Here is a 25421-nt window from a genome sequence, read left to right as displayed (position 1 = left end):
GCCCAGTAGACGACTGGGTTGATAGGCCAGATGTGGAAGCGTTGCAAGACGTGGAGCTGACTGGTACTAATACACCGAAAACTTCTACACACACAATTTTCATCAGAGTGTGGTGTTCGCGTCCACCATGTGGTTGACCACCAACAACCCCCCACCCCCACCGGGTACACCGGTAAACGGGGTGGGCCAGGGCAGTGGTTGGTTGATCGTGATAACAGAATAGAGCTTGGTCCACGAAACACGGACCCCTATAGGTTTCACCACCCCTACACACACGGTGCTAGTACAAGCAACCGTGGGGGTTGGTGGCAGGGTTTCCGGTGGTTATAGCGTGGGGGAAACGCCCGGTCCCATCCCGAACCCGGTAGCTAAGACCCACAGCGCTGATGGTACTGCACTCGGAAGGGTGTGGGAGAGTAAGACACCGCCGGAATCACACAAGAAAAGAGTGGTTGAGGCCGCACCCCCGTGAGGGGTGCGGCCTCCCACCATTTAACACGCCGGAACGCTGTAGTGTCTGGAGCTATGGCCGTTGAAGCAGCTGTGAAGCCTCCGAACCGAGCGCGCGTCGTCGTGGTGGGTGGTGGCAATGGCGGGATTGCCCTGGCCTCGCGCCTGAATCGCAAGGGCGAGAGCGACGTCGTGATCGTTGAGCCCCGCTCGGAGCATTTCTACCGCCCGCTGTTGTCCTACGTGGGAGCCGGCCTGGCGACCCTGGGCGATGCACGGCGGGAGCAAAGCAAAGTCATGCCGGAGGGATCTACCTGGGTGCGCGACGTCGTGACACGGGTCCATCCCGAACTCTCCACGGTGACCCTGGGCAGCGGCGCGACGATCGGCTACGACCAGCTCGTGCTCGCCGCCGGCTCGCGTCCCGACTGGGACTTCATCCCGGGATCGGCTGAGGCCGTCCTGTCCGAGAACGCGTCCACTAACTATCTGTTCGATCTCGCCCCGAAGACGTGGCGACTCGTGGACGCCGCCACCTCGGGGACTGCTGTGTTCACGATGCCCGACACCACGTGCCCGTGTGCGGGGGCCGCCCAGAAGATTCTCTACATGGCGTGCGATCTGTGGCGCAGCCGCGGTGTCCTGGACGACATGCGGGTGGTCCTCACCGTCCCGGAAGACACGATCTTCGGCGTCCCCGTGGTGGACGATGAACTACAACGGGCGATCGACGATTACGGGATCGAGCTACGCACGCGCACCCGTGTCCGGTCGGTGGACTCGGGGACGAGCGCGATCACGATCGAATCCGACGGTGCCACGGAGGAGATCTCGTACGACTTCCTGCACCTCACGCCACCGCATATCGCCCCGGACTGGGTGGTGGACTGCGGCCTCTCCGCCGAGGGAGCGCGCGGGTTCGTGGACGTGGATCCCGGGACGCTGCGTCATCGCCAGTACGAGAACGTCTGGGCACTCGGGGACATCGCGGCCACCCCGGGCTCCAGTTCCGGTGGTGCGCTGCGGAAGCAGACGCCGGTCGTCGCTCAGAACGTCTTGTCCGCGCTGCGCGGGCGGCCCGCCACTGCCCGGTACTCCGGGTACACCGTGAGCCCGTTCACCCTCTCCCGCCGCACGTTGGTGCTGGCGGAGTTCACCGCGGACGGCACCCCCAAGCCCAGCAGCAAGGTGTTCGACCCGCGGAAGGAACGCAGGTCCACGTTCCTCTTCGACCGCTGGGGCCTTCCCTGGATCTACTGGCACCGCATCCTGCGGGGTAAGTGACGCTTCGCGCTTCCCCGCCCGGAGCGACGTCGCCCGAACCGCACCGATCACCGACCCGAGGTGGAATTCCATGCAGAAGATCATCCCGCACGTGTGGTGCCAGGGCACCGCGGAGGAAGCGGTCGCGTTCTACCGGGACGCCCTGCCGGACTGCACGCTCGCCGGCTCGTCCAAGTATCCGTCGGAGGGGCTGCCCGACTTCCAGCAGAAGTTCGCAGGCGAGCTGCTCACCGCGGATCTGCGGATCGGGGACTACCACGTGGTCCTCATCAACGCGGGGGAGGAGTACCACCCCAACCCGGCGCTCTCCTTCTTCCTGGACTTCGATCCCTCCCGCGATCCGGACGCCCGCGCCTCGCTCCAGGCCACGTGGGACCGGCTGGGGGAGGGCGGCACCGCGCTCATGCCGCTGGGCGAGTACCCGTTCAGCCCGTTCTACGGTTGGGTGCAGGACCGCTTCGGCGTGAGCTGGCAGTTGATCCTCAGCAATCCCGACGGCGCTCCCCGGCCCTTCGTGGTCCCCGCCCTGATGTTCTGCGGCCCGGTGCAGAACCGCGCTCGGGAGGCGCTCGATTTCTACGCGGCCACGTTCGACGACGCCGCCCCGGGCACCGTGGTCCCGTACCCGGAACCCACGGGGCCCGCTCCCGCCGGGGCCGTCATGTTCTCCGATTTCTCGATCGCCGGTGAGTGGTTCGCGGCCATGGACTCGGGTGTCGAGCAGCCATTCACGTTCGATCCCGGGGTCTCGCTGGCCGTGCAATGCCGCGACCAGGAGGAGATCGACCGCTTGTGGGCCGCGCTGTCCCACCACCCGGAGGCCGAGGCCTGCGGGTGGTGCATGGACCAGTTCGGCGTGAGCTGGCAGATCATCCCGCAGGGGATGGGGGAGCTGATGCAGCACCCCGGCGCACATCAGCGCCTGCTGGAGATGAAGAAGCTGAGCATCGCCGGACTGCGCGGGGACTGACCCCCGGGTCCTTCCGCGTCAGGACCGGTTCACGGTGGCTGCGCCGAGCGCCCGGTCCAGGTCCGCCAGGTGATCCTCGATGTCCTCGATCCCCACGGACAGGCGCACCAGATCCTCGGGAACCTCGTACGGGGTGCCCACCCGGGAACCGTGGGTCATGCTATGGGGCACGCACGCGAGGGACTCTACACCCCCCAGGCTCACCGAGAGGTTGTAGAGCTCGGTTTCGCGCACGAACGCGTGGGCGGCCTTGATGCCCCCGGCGGGCCGGAATGAGATGATGCCGCCAAATCCGCCGGTGAGGGTTTGTGCAGCCAGCTCGTGCTGCGGGTGTTCCTCGAGACCGGGGTAGTTGACCTCCAGGACGTCGGAGCGTGAGCGCAGGAAGCGGGCCACCTCCAGCGCATTCGAGCAGTGCCGTTCCATGCGCAGCGGGAGGGTCTTCAACCCCCGGGCCGCGAGGAACGAGTCGAACGGGCCGGCCACCGCACCCCCGGCGAACTGCTGGAACCCGATGAGCTCGGACAGCGGCTGACCCCGCCACTCGGTGTCACCCACGACCACGGCACCGCCGAGCACGTCCGAGTGCCCGCCGATGTACTTGGTCGTGGAATGCACGACCACGTGGGCGCCGAGCACGAGCGGGTTCTGCAGGGCGGGGGACGCGAAGGTGTTGTCCACGACGAGGAGGGCGCCGGCGTCGTCGGCGACCTGCGCCCACGCGGCGATGTCCGCGACGCGCAACAACGGGTTGGACGGCGTCTCGAGCCACAGGACCTTGGTGCGTCCGGGGAGGACGGTCTCCGCGGCGTCGGACGCGGAGGCGGACGGCACGAAGCCGTGCTCGATACCCCACTTGGACAGCACCTGGTCCACGAGGCGGAACGTGCCGCCGTAGACGTCCGAGGCGAGCACGATGTGATCCCCCGGGGCAAGGACCGCGCGCAACAAGGCGTCCTCCGCGGCCATCCCGGAGGCGAACGCGAAGGCCCGGGTGCCCTGCTCGAGGGAGGCGAGCTGTTCCTCGAAACCGTTGCGTGTGGGATTGGAACCGCGGCTGTATTCGTGGCCCCCGGTGCGGAACTGGTTCACGCCGTCCTGGACGAACGTGGAGGTCTGGTAAATGGGCGGGACCACGGCGCCGGTGGTCGGGTCGGGCTGTTGGCCGTCGTGGATGGCGCGCGTGGCGAGTCCGGGCAGGCGGGTGTCGGTGCGGATCATGGGGTGGTCTCCTTCGGGGGGTGCGGGCAGCTCAGTGGGCCGCGGTGGTCGACGCCGAGCGGGGCTGCGGTGCGCGCGCGGGGGCGATGACCGACAGGGCCTGGAAGAGATCGGCCGTGAGATCGGCTTCGTCCTCGAGCCCCACGCTCACGCGCAGGGTCCGCTCGGTGATCCCGCTCGCGCGGAACTGCTCGGGGGTGAGGCGACAATGGGTCATGCTCGCGGGGTGCGCCACGAGGGTGCGGACGTCACCGATGTTGGCCGCGAGTTTGATCAGACGCAGCGAGTTCACGGCACGCTCGACCTGTTCCGGGGTTCCCTTGAGGTCGATCGAGAACACGCCGCCCACCCCGCGGTAGCCTCCGGTCTCCCGCAGCTGTTGCTGTCGCGGATCCCCGAAGCGGGGGTGGTGGACACGCTCCACCGCGGGATGCTCGGCCAGGGTGAGGGCGAGTCGCTCCGCCGTGGCGGACTGGCGTTCCACGCGCACACCCAGGGTCGTGATGCCCTGCAGGATCTCGTGGGCCGTGGTCGCGCCCATGCACGGGCCCAGGTCGTTGAGGTACTTGCACCGGGCCACACCCAGCAGCGCACGCCGGGCACCGAAGACCTCCACGGGGGAACGGACCCCCCAGCGGTGGTGCTTGCGGGTCAGCCACGGCCACCGTTCGGGGTCCTCGGTGGGGTCGAAGGACCCGGTGTCCACGAGCACACCGCCCAGGGGCCCGCCGTGCCCCGAGAGGTACTTGGTGGCCGAGTGCACCACGAGGTCCGCACCGTGGCGCCCGGGAGTGTAGAGGTGCGGCGTGGCCACGGTGTTGTCCACGATCACGACCACACCGTTGCGGTGCGCGATCTCCGCGATCGCCTCGAGTTCGGGCAGTTCCGTGAGCGGGTTGGCCACGGATTCGAGGAAGAACACGCGCGTCCCGGGCCGCAGCGCGTCCTGCCACTGCTGCGGTTCGCGGGGATCCGCAAAGGTGACCTCCAGGCCCGTGTCCGCGAGGGTGTCCGTGAGCAGGTCCACGGTCCCGCCGTAGATCCGCGAGGAGACGACGACGTGCGCGTCCTTCGCGGGCCCGGTCAGCGTGAGCAAAGCGAGGCTCACCGCGGCTTGTCCCGACGACGTCGCGACCGCGCATTCCCCTCCCTCCAGCCGCGCGACCTCGGCCTCGAGCGCCGCGACGTTCGGATTACCCGTGCGGGCGTAGGTGAAACCGCTCGCGCGCTGGGCGAAGACCTCGCGGGCGTCGGCCAGGGTCTCGAACGCGTACGCGGCACTGTGGTGGATGGGCCGGACGATGGGTGTGCCCAGCGGAGCGGGGGTGGCTGCGGTCATGGTCTTCTTCCTTCCTCGGTCCACCCGGTGGCCGCGCGGCGGCGGCCACCGGGTGGACGTTTCCTACGGGTGAATCAGCGCTGCGCCGGAGTATCCGCGGCAGGGGTCGAGGAAGCGACGACAGTGACGCTCCCGGACACGGTCGTCGCGTCGTTCGGGTCCACGTTCGCCAGTGCACCTGCGGGCGCGCCGGCCGTCCGAGCGGCGTCGTCGGCGGAGAGTTCCGCGCGCACGGTGACCGTCGCGGCGACCAGCCGGTCCAGTGCGGCCTCGGTCTCGGGCCAGCCGCGGGTCTTCAACCCGCAGTCGGGGTTAACCCACACGCGCTCGGCGCCGATCTCGTGCGCCGCGTGGCGGATGCGCCCCGCGAGCTCCTCGAACGTGGGGACCCGGGGCGAGTGGATGTCCCACACGCCGGGACCCACGTCCCGAGGGAAGTCGGATGCCGCGAGCCCGGTCACGATGCCCGAACCGGAGCGGGACGCCTCGAGCGTGGTGACGTCCGCGTCCAGGGCGTCGATCGCGTCCAGGACGGTCTCGAACTCCGAATAGCACAGGTGGGTGTGGATCTGGGTGTCCGTGGCCGCCCCGCCCGTGGCCAGGCGGAACGCCCCCACGGACCACTCGAGGTACGCCGGGCGCTCGGCCGCCCGCAGCGGCAGCAGCTCGCGCAGCGCGGGCTCGTCCACCTGGATCACGGGCGTTCCCGCGCGCTCGAGATCCGCGATCTCGTCCCGCAGGGCGAGTGCGACCTGGTCGGCGACCTCGGCGGCCGGAGCGTCGTCGCGCACGAAGGACCACGCGAGGATCGTGACCGGCCCGGTCAACATGCCCTTGACGGGGCGCTCGGTCAGGGACGCCGCGTACGAGGTCCAGTCCACCGTGATCGGCGCGGGGCGCGAGACGTCCCCGAACAGGATCGACGGGCGCGTGCAGCGCGATCCGTAGGACTGCACCCAGCCGTGCTGCGTGGTCACGAAACCGTCCAGGCCCTCCGCGAAGTACTGCACCATGTCGTTGCGCTCGGGTTCGCCGTGCACCAGGACGTCGAGCCCCAGTTCCTCCTGGACGCGCACCGTGTGGGCGATCTCCGCGCGGATCGCGTCCGTGTACTCGGCCTCCGTGATCCGCCCCGCGCGGTGGTCCGCCCGGGTCTTGCGGATCTGCGGCGTCTGCGGGAAGGATCCGATGGTCGTGGTGGGCAGCACGGGCAAGCGCAGACGTTCGCGTTGGGCAGCGCGGCGCTGTTCGGCGTCCGCGCGCTGGCGGTCCGCGTCCTGCACCGCGGCGGTGCGCTCGCGGATCTCGGCCTTGTGAGTTGCCGGGTGCTCGGCGCGGGCCGCGCGGATCGTGGCGTCCTCGTCCAGGGTGTCCCGGATGGCATCCCAGCCGTGCTCGACGCCGCGCGCGAGCCCGACCACCTCGGTCACCTTCTGGTCCGCGAACGCGACCCAGCTGGTGACGTCCGGATCCAGTGCGGTCTCGCGGGCGACGTCGTGCGGGACGTGCAGCAGCGGCGTCGCGGTGCCCACGGCCACCGGCCCGCGGGCCGCGGCGCGCAGCCGGTCCAGGGTCTCGACGGCGCGCGCGAGGTCGGTGCGCCACACGGTGCGTCCGCCCACGACGCCGCCCACGACGGGGCGTTCGCCCCATGCCTCGAGTGCCTTCTTGCCGGGGACGTCCCCGCGGTCGAGGTCGATGGCCAGGGCGTCGACGTTCGTGTGGGCCAGGGCGAGCTGGGCGTCCTCGCCGGCATCGCCGTAGCCCACGGTCACGAGGATCGCGGGGCGCTGTTGCTCGTTCGAAAGTTGGGTGTAGGCGCTCTCGAGGGCGGCCACGAGTTCGGTGCGTTCCACGCTCCACCCGTCCGCGGCGAGGGCCGGCTCGTCGAGTTGCACCCATTTGACGCCGGCCTCGGCCAGGGCTCGCAGGATCGCGGCGTATTCGGCCACGACGTCGTCGAGGCGCTGCAGGGGGCGACTTGCGACGGCATCGGTGGTCTCGGGGCGTGAGAGCAAGAGCAGGCTCACGGGACCCACGAGGACCGGACGGGTGGTGATCCCGGTGGTCCCGAGGGTGCTCCGGTAGCGGGACACGAGGCTCTCGGGGTTCGCACGCAACGGGGTGTCCGGGCCGATCTCGGGTACGTAGTAGTGGTAGTTGGTGTCGAACCACTTGGTCATCTCGAGCGGCTCCAACCGATCGGTGCCGCGGGACAACGCCGTGATCATCTCGATCCCGCGGGGCGTGTCCGGGGCGGCGGGCTCGTAGCCGTCCGCGATGAACCGCGCGGGAACCGCGCCCAGCGCCAGGGACGTGTCCAGGACGTGGTCCACCGCGAACCCCTCGGACGGCACAGCGTGATCCGCGGTGAGGCCGAGTTCGGACAATCGCGTGGCGGTGCGCTCACGCAACCGGGCGAGGGTGTCCAGCACGGTGGTGGCGGGGTGCTGTTGCGGGTCCTTCCAATAGGACTCGAGTGCGCGCTTGAGCTCGCGGTCGGGGCCGATGCGGGGGTAGCCCAGGATCGTGGCGGCGGGGAACGGGACGGGCTGGGTGCTCATGGGAACTCCTCGGAGCTGGTGTGGGGTATGGCGGTTAGGGGTGTGATGAACCGCGGCAACGGGTGTGCTCCGGCGCGGCGGGGTAAGGGGAACGGCAGCGTGGGTGGTGCCGCTACGAACGGTTTTCGGCCTGCCCGGATGTGGCGGTCGAAGCCAACACGATCGGTTCACGGGTCGGTCGGGGCTGGTGCGGCGGTCAGGCCGCGGGGCTGCGGCCTCGGTATTCGCGTGCGGCATCCCGGACCCGCAGGTGCTCCAGGATGGTCAGCGCCGCCTCGGGGCGGTTGAACGTGTACAGGTGGAAACCGGCGCAGCCCAGATCCATGAGGTCGTCGATCAGGGACAGGGTGGCCGCGACCCCTCGGTGGCGCAGTTCCTCGGGAGTGTCGGCGCGCAGGAACCGGGTGAGGCGTTCCGGGACCCGGACCCCGGTGATCTCGGTCATGCGCTGCAACCGTTGCGGGTTGCTCAGCGGCATGAGCCCGGCGACCACGGGGATGTGGATGCCCTCCGAGCGCGCGCGTTCCAGGAACGTGGCGTAGTCCTCGGGTTCGTAGAGCACCTGCGTGATCGCGTAGTCCGCGCCGGCCTCCTGCTTGTCCCACAGGGACGCGAGATCCGCCTCGAAGTCGCGGCCTCGCGCGGGGGACGGGTAGCACGCCACCGACACGGACAGCGGTCGCTGACCCGGGCGGAACCCGGTGCCGAAGCGACGTCGTTCGACGTCCCGGATCAGCTCCACCAGTTGGGAGGCCCGGCCCAGGCCACCCGCGGGGGTCCGCCATTCCCCGGTACCCAGGGGCGGGTCGCCGCGCAGCGCGAGGAGGTCGCGAACGCCGTCGTCCAGCAACTGGTCCACGGCGCGCTCGAGACCCGCGCGGTCCGTGCCACCGCACGTGAAGTGCGCCATGACCGGGGTCTTGGTCGTGCGGCGCAGGTGGCGCAGCGCCTCGCGGGAGACACCGTGATGGCCGGCGTGACCGTGGGTGACGGAGAAGAAATCCGGCCCGGCCTGGGCCATGGCGTCGATGTTGCGCCACACAGTGTCCGGGTCCGCGGTGGGCCGCGGCGGGAACACTTCGAACGAGACGAGCGTGGAGCGGCGCGGGCGCCGGACCAGCCAGGACGTCCCCGTGGGCGGGCCAGTCACGGGCGCGGGTTCTGACGCTGCGAGGGGTGCGGGCATATAAAAAATCCTCCGGCGTTAGGACGCCGGAGGATGAGCTCCGAGCGCCGTACTTGCCGACCACGCGGTTGCGCGGCGGCCGGATCCTCATCTGGGGCACCCCACTACAGCTGGAGGGTTGCCGCCCGGTTAGCCAGAGCTTCGCACCGGGACTCATGATCCTTTGTTACGAGTGAGCGTAGCACAGCCTCGTGACGAGGCCCACGAACGATGACGGAACCGCCGGCCTCCCGCCGCGCTCGTCTTCCCAAGCGGGCGGAATGGGTGTGGACTGAGGAACGTGCCCCGGCCCGTGCCGCGGCGCACGAACCGCCTCGGAAAGGACAGCAGACATGGCGACGACCGTCAGCGATTTCGTGATCCAGCGCCTCAAGGACTGGGGGGTCCAACGGGTCTTCGGTTTCCCCGGGGACGGCATCGGCGAGTTCGACGGCGCCCTGGGCCGTGCCGCGCGCGAGGGTGAGGGTCTGGAATACATCCGCCCGACCCACGAGGAGATCTGCTCCCTCATGGCCACCGCGTACGCCAAGTTCAGCGGGGAAGTGGGCGTATGTGTCGCGACGTCCTCCCCGGGTGCGTTCCACATGCTCAACGGGCTCTACGACGCCAAGATGGACAACCAGCCGGTCGTGGCGATCATCGGACAGCAAGGACTGCCCTCGTTCGGGACGTTCACGCAGCAGGAGAGCAACCTGGAACGGGTGCTCGACGACGTCGCGGTGTACGTCCAGACCGTCGTCTCGCCCAAGCAGGCGCAGGCCGTGATCGACACCGCGTTCCGCACCGCACGGGTGCACCTGGGCCCTGCCGTGGTCATCCTGCCCCACGACGTGCAGGGCATGAAGATGCCCGAGCTGGGACCCGAGAACTGGGTCTCGCGCTCGAGTGCCGTGGCGCCGTCGACCGCCGTGCTCCCGCCGCACGAAGAGCTCATGAGGGCGGCGCGGATCATCAACGAGGGTTCCAAGGTGACGTTCCTCGTGGGCCACGGTGCGAACGGCGCGGGGGAGGAGGTCGTGAAGGCCGCCGAGTTGGCCGGGGCCGGGATCATCACCACGTTGCGCGCCAAGCAGGTCGTCTCCTCCGACGTCCCCCACCACTCCCAGCAACTGGGACTGCTCGGTTCCCGACCGAGCTCGGACCAGATGAGCGGGTGCGACACCCTGGTGCTGTTCGGCACCAACTACCCCTACGGCCAGTTCCTACCGGAGAGCGGTCAGGCGCGCGCGATCCAGGTGGACCTCAAACCCGAGCAGATGGGGCTGCGCTACCCCACGGAGGTGAACCTGTGGGGTGACGTGAAGGCGACCCTCACGGCGCTGCTCCCGCTCCTCGAGGCCAAGACCGACCTGTCCTGGCAGGAGTCCGTGGTGGAGGGCATGAAGGAGTGGGAGGAGGAGATGGCCGCCCAGTCGGAGTTGACCTACGACGACGGCGTCAACCCGCGCCGCGTGTTCCGTGAGCTGGACAAGCGCCTGCCACCGCGCGCCGTCGTCACGTGCGACGCCGGGACCACCGCGGACTGGTACGGGCACCACATCCGGTTGCGGGAGGGGATGATCGGGGACCTCTCCGGGCGGCTCGCGAGCATGCTCGCAGCCATGCCGTACGCCACCGCGGCCAAGTTCGCCCACCCGGAGCGGAGCGTGGTGTGCACGATCGGTGACGGCGCGTTCCAGATGCTCGGCATGAACGAGCTGATCACGGTCAAGAAGTACATGGCCCGGTGGGACAACCCGCAGCTGATCGTGGTGGTGCTGCACAACGACGACCTCACGCAGGTGTCGTGGGAGATGCGCACGGAGGACGGCAACCCCATGTGGCCGGACTCGCAGGACGTGGAGTCCGTGGACTACGCCGGGTGGGCGCGATTGCTCGGGTTCCAGGGGATCGCGGTCACGAGCGACGACGACGTGGCCGAGGCCATGGACCGCGCCTTCGCGCACCGCGGCGTCACGCTGATCGACGCCTACACGAGCAAGAACGTGCCCCCGCTGCCGCCCAAGGTTTCGTTCGAGATCGCCAAGAGCACCGCCCAGGCGTTCCTCAAGGGTGACCCCGAGCAGAAGGGGGCGATCCTGAACTCCGCGGAGGCGGTGCTCTCCGAGGGTGTGGAGCGGGTGAAGGGTGCCCTGCACCTCGGGAAGGACGAGGGGGACGACCAGAAGAAGTGATGCGCGGAGTCCGCCCGACCTCAGACGCCGGGGTTGACCGGAGGGGTCGGGTGGACGTACGCGTATTCGGCGGGGGGATCGCCCAACAACCCCAGCGGGTCCAGGAGCTCACTGACTTCCGGGTGGTCCTCCTGGAAGATGCGTACGGCGGACGCGGCCACGGCCAGGATGAGCACGGCTCCGGCCACGGAGATGATGCAGAACGGCATGACGGGGTTGTTCACGGCCCAATCGGTGCGCAGGAACGAGGCCACGTAGGCCAGGACCCCCAGGACCAGCAGAGCGCCGGTGGCCAGGTACAGAATCTTCTCCAGGCGGCAGCGCTGCAGGAATGGTGCCATGAAACCCTCGATTACGGACAACGGATGAGGAACCCTGACGGGCCGTGATTCCTCGGGGACTGCGTGTCGGACCACGACGTGACGCCATGGTAACAACCGATCACGTCAGGCCCGATAAGGCGAAGGTCACTCTAGCAATGTTTGCGCGAGAAAGTGTGCGTTCGCATGATCTTGATTTGCCAAGGCAAACACAGAACACTACTCACATGACGAACTTGCGTGCAATTCCCCCGATCGCCGCGACCGCTCTGGCCCTCGTCCTCACCGGTTGCGGAGCTCAGCAGAGCAGCGCTCCCGCTCCCGGTCAGACCACCTCCGCGAGCGCCGCCGCACCGACGACGGCTGCGGCGCAGACCGCGGCCGTCGCGCCGTCGACCGCGGAAGCCTCCGAGCAGGGCAGCGCGGGGCCGTCGCCCTCCGACACGGCTACGCCCGCCGCGAGCGAAGGAGCCGTCACGGCCGGGGCGCTCACCCAGACGTTCACGACCCAGGACGGGACCGCGAGTTTCCGGTACCCGGCGAACTGGACCGTGGCTCCCTCCGCGACCTCCACCCCCGAGTACCGCACGTGGGACGTCCGGGACGCCCGCGGCGCGAAGGTCCTGATGCTGTCGCTGCGGCCCGACGGCGGCATCGCGAGCCCCGCGATCCCCACGCACGAGACCACGCTCGGCACCCTCCCCGGGGCGCGCGACGCGCATGGCAACCCGTTGCGGATCGCGGCCGGTCCGTTCCCGGGTCAGGCCCCGGGCGTGAACATGGCGGTCGTCTACGGCATCACGCCCGCGGCGGGGTCCGGGGGTATCTTCGGGTTCGTCCCGCGGGGTGACGGCACCATGGTCTCGTTCGAGGGCACGCACGAGGGCGGCCCCAACGACACCGTGGACATGGACGCGGAGACCCGGGAGTTCCTGTCCGGGGAGCGGTTCCGGCAGGGGATCCTCCCGGTCCTGCAGTCGTTCACCATGACGCCGGCCGCGGGCGGGTCCGCGTCCTCGCAGGCATCCGCTCCGACGACGACGCCGTCCCCCTTGCGCAGCGCGACCGCCAACCCCGGTCGCCACGAACCCCGGGACATGCCGGGAGCGACGTCGTCCACGCAGGAGCCCTGATTTCGGGCCGCCGTGCATCCGGCGGCTCGCCGGCGCACCCGCGTGTTAATAGGCCGAGGGGCGCCTAACCGGTCAACCGACCGGTTGGGCGCCCCCCGGCGTGTCATCAGCGATTCAGCACGGGTGCCAGACCTTGCCTCCCGGCTCGTAGCACCGGGGGCCGGTGTAACCGGGGTAGCCGCCGTCATTCTTGGGGGCCGGCGGGGCCGGGGCGGGCGGGCGCGGTGCCGCGGGAGCCGGGGGCACGTGGGGTGTCGCCGGCAGCTGCGGGGCAGCGGGTACCCGCGGAGCGGCCGGGACCTGGGGTGCCGCGGGTTGCGCGGGGGCCGGGTTGTAGTTGTAGTTCGGCTGCGGAGCGGGATTCGGCTGGGGTGCCGGATCGCCCACGGCGACCTCGTCCTCCACGACCGCGGGAGGCGCCTCGAGCGTCGGCGTGGGCGTGGGCGTGGCGGACGGGGTGGGACTCGGCGTCGCGCTCGGGCTCGCGGCGCTCGGAGTCGTGGTGCTGGGGGATGCGGATTCCCCCGGGGGCGCGCAATTCTGCTCCGGGTCGAAGAAACCGACCTGCATGGCCTGGGCCACGTTGTACGCGCTGTCCATCTCTCGCCGGTACGTGGTGTTGGCACCCACGGTCATGGGTGTCGCCAGGCCCGCCTTCACGAGCGCCTGGTTGACGTTCAACCCGTCGTCGTCGCGGGTCACTCGGGCGAGGGTGCGGCCGTAGCGGTCCGTGCGTTCCACGTCGTAGTCCAGGTGGATCGCTGTGCCCTTGGGCAACAGTTCCTCGAGCTCGGCCGTGGCCTCGTCGGCGAGGCACTCACCGGGCTCACCGTCCCGCGCGACCTCCGGGGTGTTGATGTTCAGCAGCCGCACCCGCGTGGACTTCCCGGCGATCGTGGCGTCCAGGGTGTCCCCGTCCACCACACGTTCGACCGTGGCCACCGAGTCGTCCGGGGTGGGCGCGGACTCCGCATTGCCGCCGCACGCGGTCAGGGCGAACAAGCTCGCCATGACGACGGCGCTCGCACGGGTTCTCGGGCCGGCGGCCCGGCAACTTCTCGGGCCGGCTGCCCACCGGCGGCGGCTCGTGGTGCGGGCAGGGTGGTGAACGGTTTCGGCAGGCATCGCGGTCCCGGGTCTCGGAGGAAGCACCCGGCATCATGTCGGTGCATTTGCAACGACGTTATTGTGCCAGAGGGTGTTCACCCTCCCGGGACCGGCGATCCGTGTCGCGTCACGTGATTCCTAGTGGAGTAAAAGCACCTGGGGGTGCCTCAGAACTGCTTTAGCTCAGTAAAAGCAGAGGGGGCGAAGCGGAGCTGGGCGTCGGGCGGCGGGATGCACGCGGGCGCCGGATCACGGCGGGGTGCACGCGGGATACCGGGCGCGGGGCGGTGCGCTGCACGGCATGGTGTAGACAGGGAACATGGCCACCATCGATGAGCTTCCCGGTGAGATCGTCGCGGACCTGCACGTGAGTGATGCCCGCCCCGTGAGCGGTGGGGACACCGCCCACGCCTACCGCCTCGAGACCCCGGACGGGCCTTTGTTCGCCAAGACCATGCCGGGTGCACCCGCGGGCGTGTTGGCATTGGAGGCGGCGGGACTCGAGGCGCTGCGCGCCGTCGCCCCCGCGGAGGTGCGCGTGCCCAGGGTGCATCACGTGGGCGATGAGGCCCTGGTGCTCGAGTGGATCGACGAGGGCCCCGGGCGGCAGGACCGGGCGACGGAATGCAGCATGGGAACCGGTCTCGCGGCCATCCACCGCGCGCGAGCCCCGCACGTCGGGTGGCTCTCGGCGGAGCTGCCGGAACGCATCGGCTCGTTCCCGGTGGATCTCACGCCCACCGACGACTGGGCCGACTTCCTGTTGCACCGCCGCATCGAACCGTTGCTGCGCGCGGCGATCGACGCGGGACACCTGGACCCCGCGGCGTCGGACCTGCTGGCGCGCTTGGCGCCGCGAGCGGACGAACTCGCGGGCCCGCCCGAACCCCCGAGCCTGCTGCACGGTGACCTGTGGGCCGGCAACCGCGTGGTGGATCGCAACGGGACGAACTGGCTCATCGATCCGTCCTCGTTCTACGGACACCGCGAGTACGACCTGGCCATGATGCAGCTCTTCGGCGGTTTCGGGCGGGAATGCTTCGCGGCGTACGACGACGCCTACCCCCTCGCGGACGGCTGGCACGACCGGGTGCCGTGGTACCAGTTGCCCCCGCTGCTGGTGCACGCGATCAGGTTCGACGGTGGTTACGGCGGGGCGGTCATGCGGGCGCTGCGCAATCTGATGTGACGTTGCGGGCGCGGCCGTCACCCGCTGAGGACACGGTGTTCTCGTGCCGATGCCCGCTACGAGGCAGGTGCGGACGAGGTGTTCCACCCGTGTGACATGGTTGGACACGTCCCCCGCACGTGCAGCATGATGTTTACTAGATTGTCTAGTTATCCACAACGCGAGGGACGCGATGGAAAGCAGTGCAACGTGGTACGGGCCGGTGAGCCCGCAGTCGCGTGCGCTGCGCCGGGTGGTCGTGCTCAACGCGGAGATCGCCTCCGAGATCCGCCGCATCCTGGGGCTCAAGGAAACCGATTACGCGGCCATGGCCATGCTCATAGTCCATTCCATGGGGCCCACCGAACTGGCTCACGCGCTGCACATCACCACGGCCTCCGCGACCGCGGTGGTGGATCGACTGGTGCGCGCGGGTCACGTGGTCCGGGAGCCCGTGGAGGGGGATCGACGCCGGATGACTGTGCGCGCGGTGACCTCGTCCAGGGAGCGGACCCGGGAGCACGTCGTGCCGGTAATCGGGATGGTCGAGGACGAGGTCGACGCACTGGATGAGCCCGGGCGTGAGGCCGTCCTCCGGTTCCTGAGCGGTACCGCGTCCCGTCTGGAGGAGTACTTGGAAGACTTGTGCGGGCGCGCGGACCAGGCGTCCCAGGACGATCCCGGGGCGGGTGGGTCATGACCGAACGCGTACGCACCGCCCGGTCCCGTGACTCGCACCGAGCGGCTCCCGGGATCCCGTCCGTTGCCGATCCTGGGGCCTCCCCGAGTGTCGCCCCCGTCGACGACGCCGCCTGGTGCCGTTTCCGCACCGCCGTGGGGGAAGAGCTGGACGCGTTCTTCGCGGCCCCCGCGAATCGAGTTCCCACGAGCCCGGGTTTCGGGGTGCTGTGGGAGCGGGTGCGCGAGCACATGGTGGGCGGCAAGCTCATCCGGCCGCGACTGACGTGGATCGCGTGGTCCTCCTTCGCCGGGGGCGCGGGGGATGGATCGAGCGCGCCTGACCCGCTCGTCGCGCCGGACGCCGGGGATGCCGCGGAGACGCCGGGTGTGCGCGATGCGGCCGGGGACGGGAACCACACGGCGGGCGACCGGGAGACAGAGGTGCCGGACCCCGAGTGCGTGCGCCTGGCGGCGTCGTTCGAGATGCTGCACGCGGCCCTGCTGGTCCACGACGACGTGGTGGACCGCGACTGGCTGCGCCGGGGCATGCCCACGGTGGGAGAGCTGTTCCGCCGTGACGCGGCCCGCGCCGGCGCACCCGAGCACGAAGCGGAACACGCGGGGGCCTCGGCGGCGATCCTCGCGGGGGACCTGTTGTTGGCGGGGGCACTGCGGCTCGCGACCACGTGCGCATCGGACCTCGCGCGGTGTCGCGCCGTGGCGGACGTGGTGTTCGACGCCGTGACCGCCTCCGCGGCCGGGGAGCTGGATGACGTGCTGTTGTCCCTGCATCGCTTCGGCGCCGAGCACCCCGGGGTGCAGGACATCCTGGACATGGAGCGGCTCAAGACCGCCACGTATTCGTTCGAGGCCCCGCTGCGGGCCGGCGCACTGCTCGCGGGTGCTCCCGCGGACGTCGCGGAGCGGCTGGCCCAGGCCGGCGCTATGCTGGGCGTGGGGTACCAGGTGGTGGACGACGTCCTGGGGACGTTCGGGGACCCGGGGTTGACCGGCAAATCGGTGGACGCGGATCTGCGTTCGGGCAAGGCCACCGTGCTCACCGCCCACGGGATGGGGGTCCCCACGGTCCGCCGGGTGCTCGGGGACCTCGCGGCGGAACGCACCACGGTGCATCACGCGCGGGAAGCGCTCACGGCCTCCGGCGCCAAGGACGTGGCCGTGGAACTGGCCACGGATCTCGTGGACCGCGCCCGGACCACCCTGGACGAACTGCCCCTGCCCGCGGCGCAGCGCGATCAGCTCGACGCGCTGTGCCACCACGTCCTGAACAGACACTCGTAGTGAGGACCCCCATGCCGGATTCGGACGCGCCGCCCCTCGCGTCGCTTCGCCTGTACACCGCCACGGCCCTCGCGGCCTCCGGGTCGGTCATCGGCCGGTACTCCACCTCCTTCTCGCTGGCGTGCCGCACCCTGCCGCCCGCCGTGCGCCGGGACATCGCGGGGATCTACGCGCTCGTGCGCGTCGCGGACGAGGTCGTGGACGGCACCGCGGGCGCCGCGGGCCTCGAAGCCGCCCGTGTGCGCACCGCCCTGGACGAGTACGAGGCGGCCGTGAACTCGGCCCTGGCCACGGGGTTCGCCACGGACCTGGTGATCCACGGTTTCGCGGACGTCGCCCGCCGTCACGGTTTCGGGCGGGAGCTGACCGAACCGTTCTTCGCGTCCATGCGCGCTGACCTGGACGTCGCCGAGCACGACGGCGCGTCGCTGGAGTCCTACATCTACGGTTCCGCGGAGGTCGTGGGACTCATGTGCCTCGAGGTGTTCATGGACATGCCCGGCACACGGGCGGACACCCCTGAGCAGCGGGACATGCTGCGGGCCACGGCCCGCCGGCTCGGGGCGGCCTTCCAGAAGGTGAACTTCCTGCGTGACCTCGGGGCGGACCACGACCAGCTCGGTCGCACGTACTTCCCGGGCGCGGACCCCGCCCACCTGGACGAGACGCAGAAGGCGCAGCTGCTCGCGGACCTCAATGCGGATCTCGACGCCGCGATGCCCGGGATCCTGGCCCTGGACCGGCGCGCTCGCCGCGCGGTGCTGATCGCGCACGGGTTGTTCGCGGAACTGTCCCGGCGGATCGAACGCGTCCCCGCCGGGGAACTGACACGGCAACGCATCAGCGTGCCCACCGCGGTGAAACTGCGGATCGCGGCGCGCTCCCTCTCGGATTCGGTGGTGACACGATGACACGGACGGTGGTGATCGGCGGCGGTTTCGCGGGCCTGGCCACGGCGGGGCTGCTCGCACAGGACGGGCACCGCGTGACCCTGCTGGAACAACAGGACATCCTGGGCGGGCGCTCCGGGCGGTGGTCCGCGGAGGGCTTCTCGTTCGACACCGGCCCCAGCTGGTACCTCATGCCGGAGGTCATCGACCGGTGGTTCCGGCTCATGGGCTCCAGCGCCGCAGCAGAACTGGACCTGCGCACCCTGAGCCCGGGCTACCGCACGTTCTTCGAGGAGCACCTGGACGAGCCACCCACGGACGTGGTCAGCGGGCACGCGGAGGAACTGTTCGAGCAACTGGACCCGGGATCCTCCCGTGCGCTGCGCATGTACCTGGACTCCGGCGCGGAGGTCTACGAGCTCGCCAAGAAGTACTTTCTCTACACGGATTTCGCGCACCCCCGTGAGCTCATGACCCCGCAGGTGCTCAAGAACCTCCCGCGGCTCGGCACACTGCTGACCCGGTCCATGAAGGGCTACATCGACCAGCGGTTCACCGATCCGCGGGAACGCCAGATCCTGGGGTACCCCGCGGTGTTCCTGGGCGCCTCGCCCTCGAGTGCTCCGGCCATGTACCACCTCATGAGTCACCTCGATCTCACGGACGGAGTGCAGTACCCCGTGGGTGGGTTCAGCGCGCTCGTGGACGCGATGGCCGAGCTGGTGCGCGCGGCCGGGGTCGAGATCGTGACCGGGGCGACCGTCACGGGGATCGACGTCGAGCGGGCACCGCGCTCCGTGCGTTCCCAGGTGGCTGCCGCCCGTTCACGACGTCGCTCGGCCGGCTCCGTGCGCGGCGTACGTTACCGTGCGACGTCATCGGCCTCGAATGCGCCGCGGACGGCGGCCGACGGTGCGGAGACCACCGTGCCCGCCGATCTCGTGGTGGGTGCCACGGACCTGCACCACATCCAGACCAGGTTGCTGCCCGAGCGGTACCGGGCCCCGGAATCGCGGTGGAAGCGCCGGGACCCGGGGCCGTCCGGGGTGCTCGTGTGCCTGGGCGTGCGGGGGAAATTGCCGCAATTGGCCCACCACAACCTGCTGTTCACGGCGGACTGGGACGACAACTTCGCGCGCATCGGTACCGGGCGGGAGCTCGCGGAGGAGACCTCGATCTACGTGTCCATGACGTCGGCCACGGACCCCGCCACTGCGCCCGAGGGGGACGAGAACCTCTTCATCCTGGTGCCCGCACCGGCCGTCCCCGAGTGGGGTCGCGGCGGGATCAGCACGCCGGAACGCCACGAACCGGGTTCGGAACAGGTCGAGCGGGTCGCGGACGCGGCCGTGGCGCAACTGGCCCGCTGGGCGAAGATCCCGGATCTCGAGTCCCGGGTCGTGGTGCGGCGCACGTACGGGCCGGGGGACTTCGTCGCCCAGTTCAACGCGTGGCGCGGTTCCCTCCTGGGCCCCGGTCACACGCTCGGTCAGTCAGCGATGCTGCGCCCCGGTGTGACCGATCCCGGGATCCGGGGCCTGTTCTACGCGGGGTCCTCGGTGCGCCCGGGGATCGGCGTGCCCATGTGCTTGATCTCATCCCAGGTGGTGTGGGACGCCATCCGCGAGGACAGCGGGGTGTCCTGATGTATTTGCTCATGCTGCTCGTGTTCCTGGGGTGCTACGCGCTGATCGACCGGCGGTGGAACCTCTACTTCTGGTCGGGGCACAAACTGCGGGCGTGGCTCGTGCTCGTCGTGGGGGTCCTGTTCTTCCTCGCGTGGGACGTTGTGGGGATCGTCAACGGACTGTTCTGGCACGGCGAGAATTCGCTGACCCTGGGGATCTTCGTGGCCCCCGAACTGCCCCTCGAAGAGGTCTTCTTCCTGGCCTTCCTGTGCTACCAGACCATGATCTATGTGCTCGGGGCACCCGTGCTGTGGCGGTGGCTGCGCGACCGACGGGGCACCGCGGCGGCGTCGTCCGAACTGCGAGGAGGCCACGGAGCGTGACGTACTGGAGCGTGAACTTCATCTTCCTGGGCATCGCGGCGCTGGTGCTGCTCGTGGCGGTGCTCGTGCGACGACCGCGGGGGCTGTTCTGGGGATCCCTGGTGGCGTCCTTCGTGCTGCTCGTGGTGCTCACCGCGATCTTCGACAACCTCATGATCGCCGCGGGGATCATGACGTACACGGAACACAACATCTCCGGCGTGCAGATCGGGCTGGCCCCGCTCGAGGACTTCGCGTACCCGTTCGCGGGAGTGCTCCTGTTGCCGGCGCTGTGGTTGTTGCTCGGTGGTGCCCGCCAAGAACGTAGTGCCCGCGACGAACGCCGTGCCGGCGACGGGCGCGGCGCTCGCGGTGCCCGAACGCCGGAGGCTGAGGAAAGGGGAGTCCGTGCTGAGTAAGCTCTTCTGGGCCTCGCGCCCCCTGAGCTGGGTGAACACCGCGTACCCGTTCACCGCGGCGGTGCTGCTGACCAGGGGCATCCCGTGGTGGCTCGTGGTGCTCGGCACGGTGTTCTTCTTGGTGCCCTACAACCTGGCCATGTACGGCATCAACGACGTCTTCGACTACGAGTCCGATCTGCGCAATCCCCGCAAGGGCGGTGTGGAGGGTGCCGTGGTGGACCGTGCCGCGCAACGCCCCGTGTTGCTGGCCTCGTGCCTGGTCCCGGTGCCCTTCGTCCTGGTGCTCGTGGGCTACGCGGTGGTCACGGGCAACTGGCTGTCCATCGCGGTGCTCGCGGTGTCGCTGTTCGCCGTGGTGGCGTACTCGTGGGCCGGGCTGCGGTTCAAGGAACGCCCGTTCGTGGACGCCATGACGAGTGCCACCCACTTCGTCTCGCCCGCGGTCTACGGCCTGACGCTGGCGGGCGCCACGTTCACACCGGGACTGTGGGCGCTGCTCATCGGGTTCTTCCTGTGGGGCATGGCCTCCCAGATGTTCGGCGCGGTCCAGGACGTGGTCCCGGACCGGGAGGGCGGACTCGCGTCCGTGGCCACGGTGCTCGGGGCCCGGCCCACAGTGTGGGTGGCCGCGCTGCTGTACGCCCTGGCGGGTGGGCTCATGATGTTCACCGAGTGGCCAGGCCAGCTCGCCGCACTGCTCGCGGTGCCGTACCTGCTCAACGTGCTGCGCTTCAGCGGTGTCACGGACACCGATTCCGGGCGGGCCAACGCGGGATGGAAGACCTTCCTGTGGCTGAACTACCTCACCGGTTTCCTGGTGACCATGCTGCTCATCTGGTGGGCCGCGGTGCGCCCGGTCTGACCCCGGCCGGTCGCCCGACGCCGCTCGTCCCCTCACGGGGGCGGGCGGCGTCGTCGTTCTCGTCCTGATCCGATCCGTGAACCCTTGACCGCCTCACCGGTTATATGGTTAATTAGTAAAGTAATGAACCAAGGAGCTGAAAGTTCTCCATGACACCCAGACAAGACGGTCGCCCGATCTTCATGGTCCTGGCCGATCAGATCGCGGACGACATCCTCCAGGGCAACTACCCGGTGGATTCCGCGGTGCCATCCACCAACGAACTCGCCGCGTTCTACCGCATCAACCCCGCAACGGCCGGGAAGGCGCTGGGACGGTTGGTGGATCAGGGAGTCGTGGAGCGGCGTCGTGGGATCGGGACGTTCGTGGCCGCGGATGGCCCGGACATCCTGCGAGCGCAGCGCCGGGAGGCGTTCCATGAAGACTTCATCCAACCCGCCGTGGCCGAGGCCCGGAGGCTCGGACTCACACTCGACGACATGGTCGCACTCATCAGAAAGGTCTCGCCATGAGTTCTCCCGTACGACACACGGATTACCGCGAGAGCGCGCCGGGGCAGGGGATCCGGATCAGGAACCTGAACAAGTCCTTCGGCAAGAAGCACGTGCTGCGGGACATCACCGTGGATTTCGCGCCCGATCGGGTGCACGGGCTGCTCGGGGCCAACGGCGTGGGCAAGACCACGCTGATGTCCGTGATCCTCAATCACACGTTCCGCAGCTCCGGTGAGGTGCTGATCGACGGTGAGGATCCGCGGGAGAACGCGCGGTTGCTCGAACGCACGTGCTTCGTCCACGAGGACCAGAAGTTCCACGACGACGACACCCCGGCCTCCCTGCTGCGCATCCTGCCCACGTTCTACCCCACGTGGGACACCGACCTGGCCGAGCGCCTGGCGCCCCGGTTCAAGCTGCCGATGAGCACGCGCACCACCAAGCTCTCCCGCGGGCAGCGCAGCGCGCTGGCGATCGTCATCTCGCTGGCCGCGCGGGCGCCGTACACCTTCATGGACGAGCCGTACCTGGGGCTCGACCCCGGGCACCGCGCTCTGTTCTACGAGGAGTTCGCCCGCGCCATGGCCGAACACCCGCGCACCGTGATCCTCTCCACGCACCTGATCGACGAGGTGTCCGACCTGCTCGAGAACGTGGTCATGATCGAGGACGGCCGGGTCACGGTGGACGCGGACATCGACGACGCCCGGGACAGCGCGTTCGTGCTGCGCGGACTCGAACCCGTGGTCCGGGACGTCGTGGGCGCTCGCAGGGTCCTGCGCGAGTACCGACTCGGCAACATCCTCTCCGTCACCGTGGACGGCACCGCGACCGCTGAGGACCGGCGCCGCGCGGACGCCGCCAATGTCTCGTTGGAACCCGTCACCTTGCAGGAACTCGTGGCCGCGCGGGGCATGCGCGGCACCGACGACGCAGAAATGAGTGTGTGATGCAGTACGCCCGCCGGAACCTTGCGCTGTACCTGACCAACCGACTCAACTCCTTCGTGGTGGCCCCGGCCATCCTGGTCCTGGTCGCGATCCTCACGGTCGTGATCGGGCTGATCATCGGCATCCGCACCGGTCTGCCCCTACCGCAGCCGGTCCAGGACGGATTCCAAGCCAACCTGGCCGTGTTCTGGGCCCTCCCGGGCTTCCTGATCTCCCACGGCGCGCTGACCGCCAACCGGGGTTTCGCCGGCGCGCTCGCGTTCGGCAGCACCCGCCGGAACTTCTGGGCGGGCACGGCCATGGGTTTCATGATCACGTCCCTGGTGGTCGCGGCCGCGGGTCTCGTGATTCTGGCCGCGGAGGCCGCGACCGGGTTCGGGCTGGGGATCAGTTTCCTCACCATTCAAGCCCTGGGTGACGGCAACCCCCTGATCGTGGCCGTGACATTGTTCCTGCTGAGTCTCATGAGCCTCTTCGCGGGCATGAGTTTCGGCGGGATCTACCGCGCGGCCGGGGTGATCTGGACCGTGATCTCGATCGTGGCCGTGGTGCTCGTGGCACTGGGTCTGCTCGCCGCGATCGTGGCCTGGCCGGACTTGTGGTTGGACCTCGCGAGCGAGCTCGGACGGTGGGGCATCCCGCTTGGCCTCGTGGTCGTCACACTGATCGCCGGTCTCGCGAGCCGCGCGGTGGTGCGGTACGCGGAGATCTGAGCTCCCGGTACGACGCCGCTCGCTCCCTTCCCGGAGGTGGGCGACGTCGTCGTGTGCGGGCCGTGTCGTGCGGGCGGTGCGTGGACTGCATCCCTGACATCACCCGCTCCCGGGCCCACCCCACCTGACATCATGGCCCCATGAGCCGATCGACATTCACCACGCACACCGCTCACGTCAACGACACCGAGCTGGCCTACACGGACGAGGGCCGGGGCGAGTCCGTCGTGCTGCTGCACGGCCACGCGTACGACCGCTCCATGTGGGACGGGCAGATCACGACTCTCGCGGAGCAGGGTTGGCGCGTGATCGCCCCGGACCTGCGCGGGTTCGGCGAGTCCCGGGTCACCGAGGGGATCGTGTACACCGAGGAGTTCGCCGCGGACATCGTCGCGCTGCTGGACGAGCTCGGCCTGGAGACCGTGATCCTGTTGGGCTTCTCGATGTCCGGGCAGGTGGCCATGCAGATCGCCGCGTCGTACCCCGAACGGGTGAGCGCGCTGATCATCAACGACACGGTGCCCACGTCCGAGGACGCGGCGGGGCGGCGTCGTCGTCATGTGGCGGCGGACGGGATCGTGCGGGACGGCATGGAGACCTACGCGCAGAACGTGCTGTCCAAGATGATCGCGGAGGAGAACGTGGAGCGCCTGCCGGAGGTCGCCGAGCGCGTGCGCGAGATGATCCGGACCGCCCCGCTCGAGGGCTCCACCGCGGCCATGCGCGGGCGGGCCGAACGCAACGACTTCACCGAGACGCTGCGCGCGTGGGACAAGCCCGCGCTCGTGATCGTGGGGGATTCGGACGCATTCGACAACGGCGCGGGCCAGGCCATGAGCGAGCTGCTGCGCCACGGTGAGCTCGCGGTGGTCCCCGCGAGCGGGCATACGCCCAACATGGAGAACCCCTCGGAGTACGACGCCGCTCTGGGCGCCTTCCTCGCGCGCCTCGCCTGACCGGGCGGGCCCGGAACGGTTCCCGCGTGGAACCCGTTCCGGGGCCCGAACATCTGTGCTGCGAAAGGACCGGCGAAACCAGGAATCCCTGGTCCTTTCGGCACATATATGTATGCGAGGGTCTCAGCAACCGCCGGGGGTCGCCGGCCCGGGGATGCCCGGCGCTCAGTTCCAGTTGTTCGCGAGCAACTCCATGGCCTTCAGGACGTCCGCCTGACGCGTGGCGGTGGGGGAGATCATCAGCTCGTCCGCATCAGCGTGTTCTGCGAACCGGTGCAGGTAGTCCACCACCATGTCCGGGGTGCCCGCGCCGGTGTAGCTGATCATGTGCAGGATCTGGGCGGCAGCGGGGGAGGCCATGACCATGTCCATCTCCTCGTCCGTGAACTCCCGGCCGCGGCCCACCATGGCCTTGACCCGGGAGCGCTGGGTCGCTTCCAGCTGACGGGCGGCGTCCTGCGCGTCCTCGGAGATGATCACGTTCACCGCGGCGATCACGTACGGCTCCGCGAGCTGTTCGGACGGCTGGAACTGGGACCGGTACGCGGCCACGGCGTCCACGAGGGCGTCCGGCGCGAAGTGCGATGCGAACGCATAGGGCAGCCCGTAGGCCGCGGCCAGCTGGGCCCCGAACAGGGACGAGCCCAGGATGGTCAGCGGCACGTCGGTCCCCGCACCCGGCATCGCCTGCACGCCCGGGATGAGTGAGTTGCCGGTCAGGTAGCCCCGCAGTTCCTTGACGTCCTGGGGGAAGCTCTCGGCGGATTCGGGGGAACGACGCAGCGCCCGCAGCGTACGCGGATCCGTCCCGGGAGCGCGGCCGAGCCCCAGGTCGATCCGGCCGGGATGCAGCTCCGCGAGGGTGCCGAAGTGTTCCGCGATCGTGAGCGGGGAGTGATTGGGCAGCATGACGCCGCCCGAACCGAGCCGGATGCGTTCCGTGTGCGCGGCCACGTGGGCGATCAACACTGCCGGTGCGGAGGACGCGATCGTGGGCATGTTGTGGTGCTCCGCGTACCAGACCCGCGTGTATCCCAACCGCTCCGCGTGCTGAGCAAGGGTCACGGAATCCGCGAAACTCTCACCCACCGATTGGTTCTCGCGCACGGTGGCGAAGTCGATGACCGATAGGGGCAGTGCCATGAATGAAACCCTTTCCAGAGAAAACTTGCTGTAGGAATAACGGGCTCACGGGGCCCGATATTCCGCGGGCCGCTGCTCTCCCGGGTGTGCTGAACGGGTTGC

23 protein-coding genes, 2 rRNA genes and 1 riboswitch are annotated in these 25421 nt (G+C 69.5%); of the genes, 18 read left to right on the top strand and 7 right to left on the bottom strand.

From position 1 onward, the window contains the following. The 4 genes from AS25_RS10830 to AS25_RS10815 all read left to right on the top strand — a co-directional run. Positions 1–91 (top strand): 23S ribosomal RNA (locus tag AS25_RS10830); the annotation flags it as partial. A 225-nt stretch (positions 92–316) separates the two neighbouring features. Then, positions 317–433: ribosomal RNA gene (gene rrf, locus AS25_RS10825) — 5S ribosomal RNA — on the top strand. A gap of 92 nt (positions 434–525) precedes the next feature. Continuing rightward, the gene (locus AS25_RS10820; RefSeq protein WP_052160919.1) at positions 526–1734 is read left to right on the top strand and encodes an NAD(P)/FAD-dependent oxidoreductase; all 1209 of its coding nucleotides are present in this window, start codon (positions 526–528) and stop codon (positions 1732–1734) included. A 70-nt stretch (positions 1735–1804) separates the two neighbouring features. After that, the gene (locus tag AS25_RS10815; RefSeq protein WP_035964999.1) at positions 1805–2704 is read left to right on the top strand and encodes a VOC family protein; all 900 of its coding nucleotides are present in this window, start codon (positions 1805–1807) and stop codon (positions 2702–2704) included. A gap of 18 nt (positions 2705–2722) precedes the next feature. Here AS25_RS10815 and AS25_RS10810 read toward each other — a convergent pair whose 3' ends face one another. The 4 genes from AS25_RS10810 to AS25_RS10795 all read right to left on the bottom strand — a co-directional run bounded on the left by AS25_RS10810 (position 2723) and on the right by AS25_RS10795 (position 8978). Beyond that, the gene (locus AS25_RS10810) at positions 2723–3925 is read right to left on the bottom strand and encodes a cystathionine gamma-synthase (RefSeq protein ID WP_052160918.1); all 1203 of its coding nucleotides are present in this window, start codon (positions 3923–3925) and stop codon (positions 2723–2725) included. A 31-nt stretch (positions 3926–3956) separates the two neighbouring features. Further along, positions 3957–5264, bottom strand: coding sequence for an aminotransferase class I/II-fold pyridoxal phosphate-dependent enzyme (locus AS25_RS10805; protein ID WP_035964998.1), 1308 nt, complete (start codon positions 5262–5264; stop codon positions 3957–3959). A gap of 74 nt (positions 5265–5338) precedes the next feature. Beyond that, positions 5339–7828, bottom strand: a complete 2490-nt coding sequence (gene metE, locus AS25_RS10800) for a 5-methyltetrahydropteroyltriglutamate--homocysteine S-methyltransferase (RefSeq protein ID WP_084118155.1) — start codon at positions 7826–7828, stop codon at positions 5339–5341. 196 nt (positions 7829–8024) lie between these two features. Continuing rightward, the gene (locus tag AS25_RS10795; protein ID WP_239321620.1) at positions 8025–8978 is read right to left on the bottom strand and encodes a methylenetetrahydrofolate reductase; all 954 of its coding nucleotides are present in this window, start codon (positions 8976–8978) and stop codon (positions 8025–8027) included. A gap of 80 nt (positions 8979–9058) precedes the next feature. After that, positions 9059–9175, bottom strand: a riboswitch (SAM riboswitch). A 171-nt stretch (positions 9176–9346) separates the two neighbouring features. On the opposite strand from AS25_RS10795, the gene AS25_RS10790 reads away from it, so the two are divergent. Continuing rightward, a complete protein-coding gene (locus AS25_RS10790; protein WP_035964996.1) occupies positions 9347–11188 on the top strand; it encodes a thiamine pyrophosphate-requiring protein in 1842 nt (613 codons plus the stop codon). Between the two features lie 20 nt (positions 11189–11208). Here AS25_RS10790 and AS25_RS10785 read toward each other — a convergent pair whose 3' ends face one another. Continuing rightward, entirely contained in the window at positions 11209–11529 is a 321-nt protein-coding gene (locus AS25_RS10785; RefSeq protein ID WP_156960957.1) for a hypothetical protein, read from the bottom strand. Between the two features lie 206 nt (positions 11530–11735). Here AS25_RS10785 and AS25_RS14700 point away from each other — a divergent pair, with 206 nt between their 5' ends. After that, positions 11736–12641 carry a hypothetical protein gene (locus AS25_RS14700; protein WP_156960956.1) on the top strand — a complete coding sequence of 302 codons (906 nt, stop codon included), beginning with the start codon at positions 11736–11738 and terminating at the stop codon, positions 12639–12641. Between the two features lie 114 nt (positions 12642–12755). On the opposite strand, the gene AS25_RS15460 is transcribed toward AS25_RS14700, so the two are convergent. Next, positions 12756–13652: a thermonuclease family protein gene (locus tag AS25_RS15460; RefSeq protein WP_052160917.1), complete on the bottom strand. Its 897-nt coding sequence runs from the start codon at positions 13650–13652 to the stop codon at positions 12756–12758. A gap of 415 nt (positions 13653–14067) precedes the next feature. On the opposite strand from AS25_RS15460, the gene AS25_RS10765 reads away from it, so the two are divergent. The 12 genes from AS25_RS10765 to AS25_RS10710 all read left to right on the top strand — a co-directional run bounded on the left by AS25_RS10765 (position 14068) and on the right by AS25_RS10710 (position 24176). Continuing rightward, complete coding sequence (locus tag AS25_RS10765) at positions 14068–14937, top strand: fructosamine kinase family protein (protein WP_035964990.1); 870 nt, start codon at positions 14068–14070, stop codon at positions 14935–14937. A gap of 172 nt (positions 14938–15109) precedes the next feature. Further along, on the top strand, positions 15110–15616 hold the full coding sequence (locus tag AS25_RS10760; RefSeq protein ID WP_052160916.1) for a MarR family winged helix-turn-helix transcriptional regulator: 507 nt from the start codon (positions 15110–15112) through the stop codon (positions 15614–15616). Next, the gene (locus AS25_RS10755) at positions 15613–16899 is read left to right on the top strand and encodes a polyprenyl synthetase family protein (protein ID WP_052160915.1); all 1287 of its coding nucleotides are present in this window, start codon (positions 15613–15615) and stop codon (positions 16897–16899) included. The genes AS25_RS10760 and AS25_RS10755 overlap by 4 nt, the downstream gene beginning before the upstream one ends. Before the next feature lie 11 nt (positions 16900–16910). Further along, complete coding sequence (locus AS25_RS10750; protein ID WP_052160914.1) at positions 16911–17810, top strand: phytoene/squalene synthase family protein; 900 nt, start codon at positions 16911–16913, stop codon at positions 17808–17810. Further along, complete coding sequence (gene crtI / locus AS25_RS10745; RefSeq protein WP_035964988.1) at positions 17807–19435, top strand: phytoene desaturase family protein; 1629 nt, start codon at positions 17807–17809, stop codon at positions 19433–19435. The genes AS25_RS10750 and crtI overlap by 4 nt, the downstream gene beginning before the upstream one ends. Then, entirely contained in the window at positions 19435–19800 is a 366-nt protein-coding gene (locus tag AS25_RS10740) for a lycopene cyclase domain-containing protein (RefSeq protein ID WP_035964987.1), read from the top strand. Before crtI ends, AS25_RS10740 begins: the two co-directional genes overlap by 1 nt. Beyond that, a complete protein-coding gene (locus tag AS25_RS10735) occupies positions 19797–20198 on the top strand; it encodes a lycopene cyclase domain-containing protein (protein WP_084118153.1) in 402 nt (133 codons plus the stop codon). The genes AS25_RS10740 and AS25_RS10735 overlap by 4 nt, the downstream gene beginning before the upstream one ends. Beyond that, positions 20188–21063 carry a prenyltransferase gene (locus AS25_RS10730; protein WP_035964986.1) on the top strand — a complete coding sequence of 292 codons (876 nt, stop codon included), beginning with the start codon at positions 20188–20190 and terminating at the stop codon, positions 21061–21063. The genes AS25_RS10735 and AS25_RS10730 overlap by 11 nt, the downstream gene beginning before the upstream one ends. 149 nt (positions 21064–21212) lie before the next feature. Then, the gene (locus AS25_RS10725; RefSeq protein WP_035964985.1) at positions 21213–21575 is read left to right on the top strand and encodes a GntR family transcriptional regulator; all 363 of its coding nucleotides are present in this window, start codon (positions 21213–21215) and stop codon (positions 21573–21575) included. Further along, entirely contained in the window at positions 21572–22507 is a 936-nt protein-coding gene (locus AS25_RS10720) for an ATP-binding cassette domain-containing protein (protein ID WP_035964984.1), read from the top strand. The genes AS25_RS10725 and AS25_RS10720 overlap by 4 nt, the downstream gene beginning before the upstream one ends. Beyond that, positions 22507–23220, top strand: a complete 714-nt coding sequence (locus tag AS25_RS10715) for a hypothetical protein (RefSeq protein WP_035964983.1) — start codon at positions 22507–22509, stop codon at positions 23218–23220. Before AS25_RS10720 ends, AS25_RS10715 begins: the two co-directional genes overlap by 1 nt. Before the next feature lie 140 nt (positions 23221–23360). Next, entirely contained in the window at positions 23361–24176 is an 816-nt protein-coding gene (locus AS25_RS10710) for an alpha/beta fold hydrolase (protein WP_052160913.1), read from the top strand. Positions 24177–24341: 165 nt separating this feature from the next. Here AS25_RS10710 and AS25_RS10705 read toward each other — a convergent pair whose 3' ends face one another. Next, entirely contained in the window at positions 24342–25319 is a 978-nt protein-coding gene (locus AS25_RS10705; RefSeq protein ID WP_035964981.1) for an LLM class flavin-dependent oxidoreductase, read from the bottom strand. Positions 25320–25421 lie beyond the last annotated feature (102 nt).

Source organism: Kocuria marina (genome assembly GCF_000786655.1).
In the GTDB taxonomy this organism is placed as follows: Bacteria; Actinomycetota; Actinomycetes; order Actinomycetales; family Micrococcaceae; genus Kocuria; species Kocuria marina_A.
The sequence above is the reverse complement of the archived record's forward strand: the minus strand, read 5'-3'. Positions and strand labels throughout refer to the sequence as shown.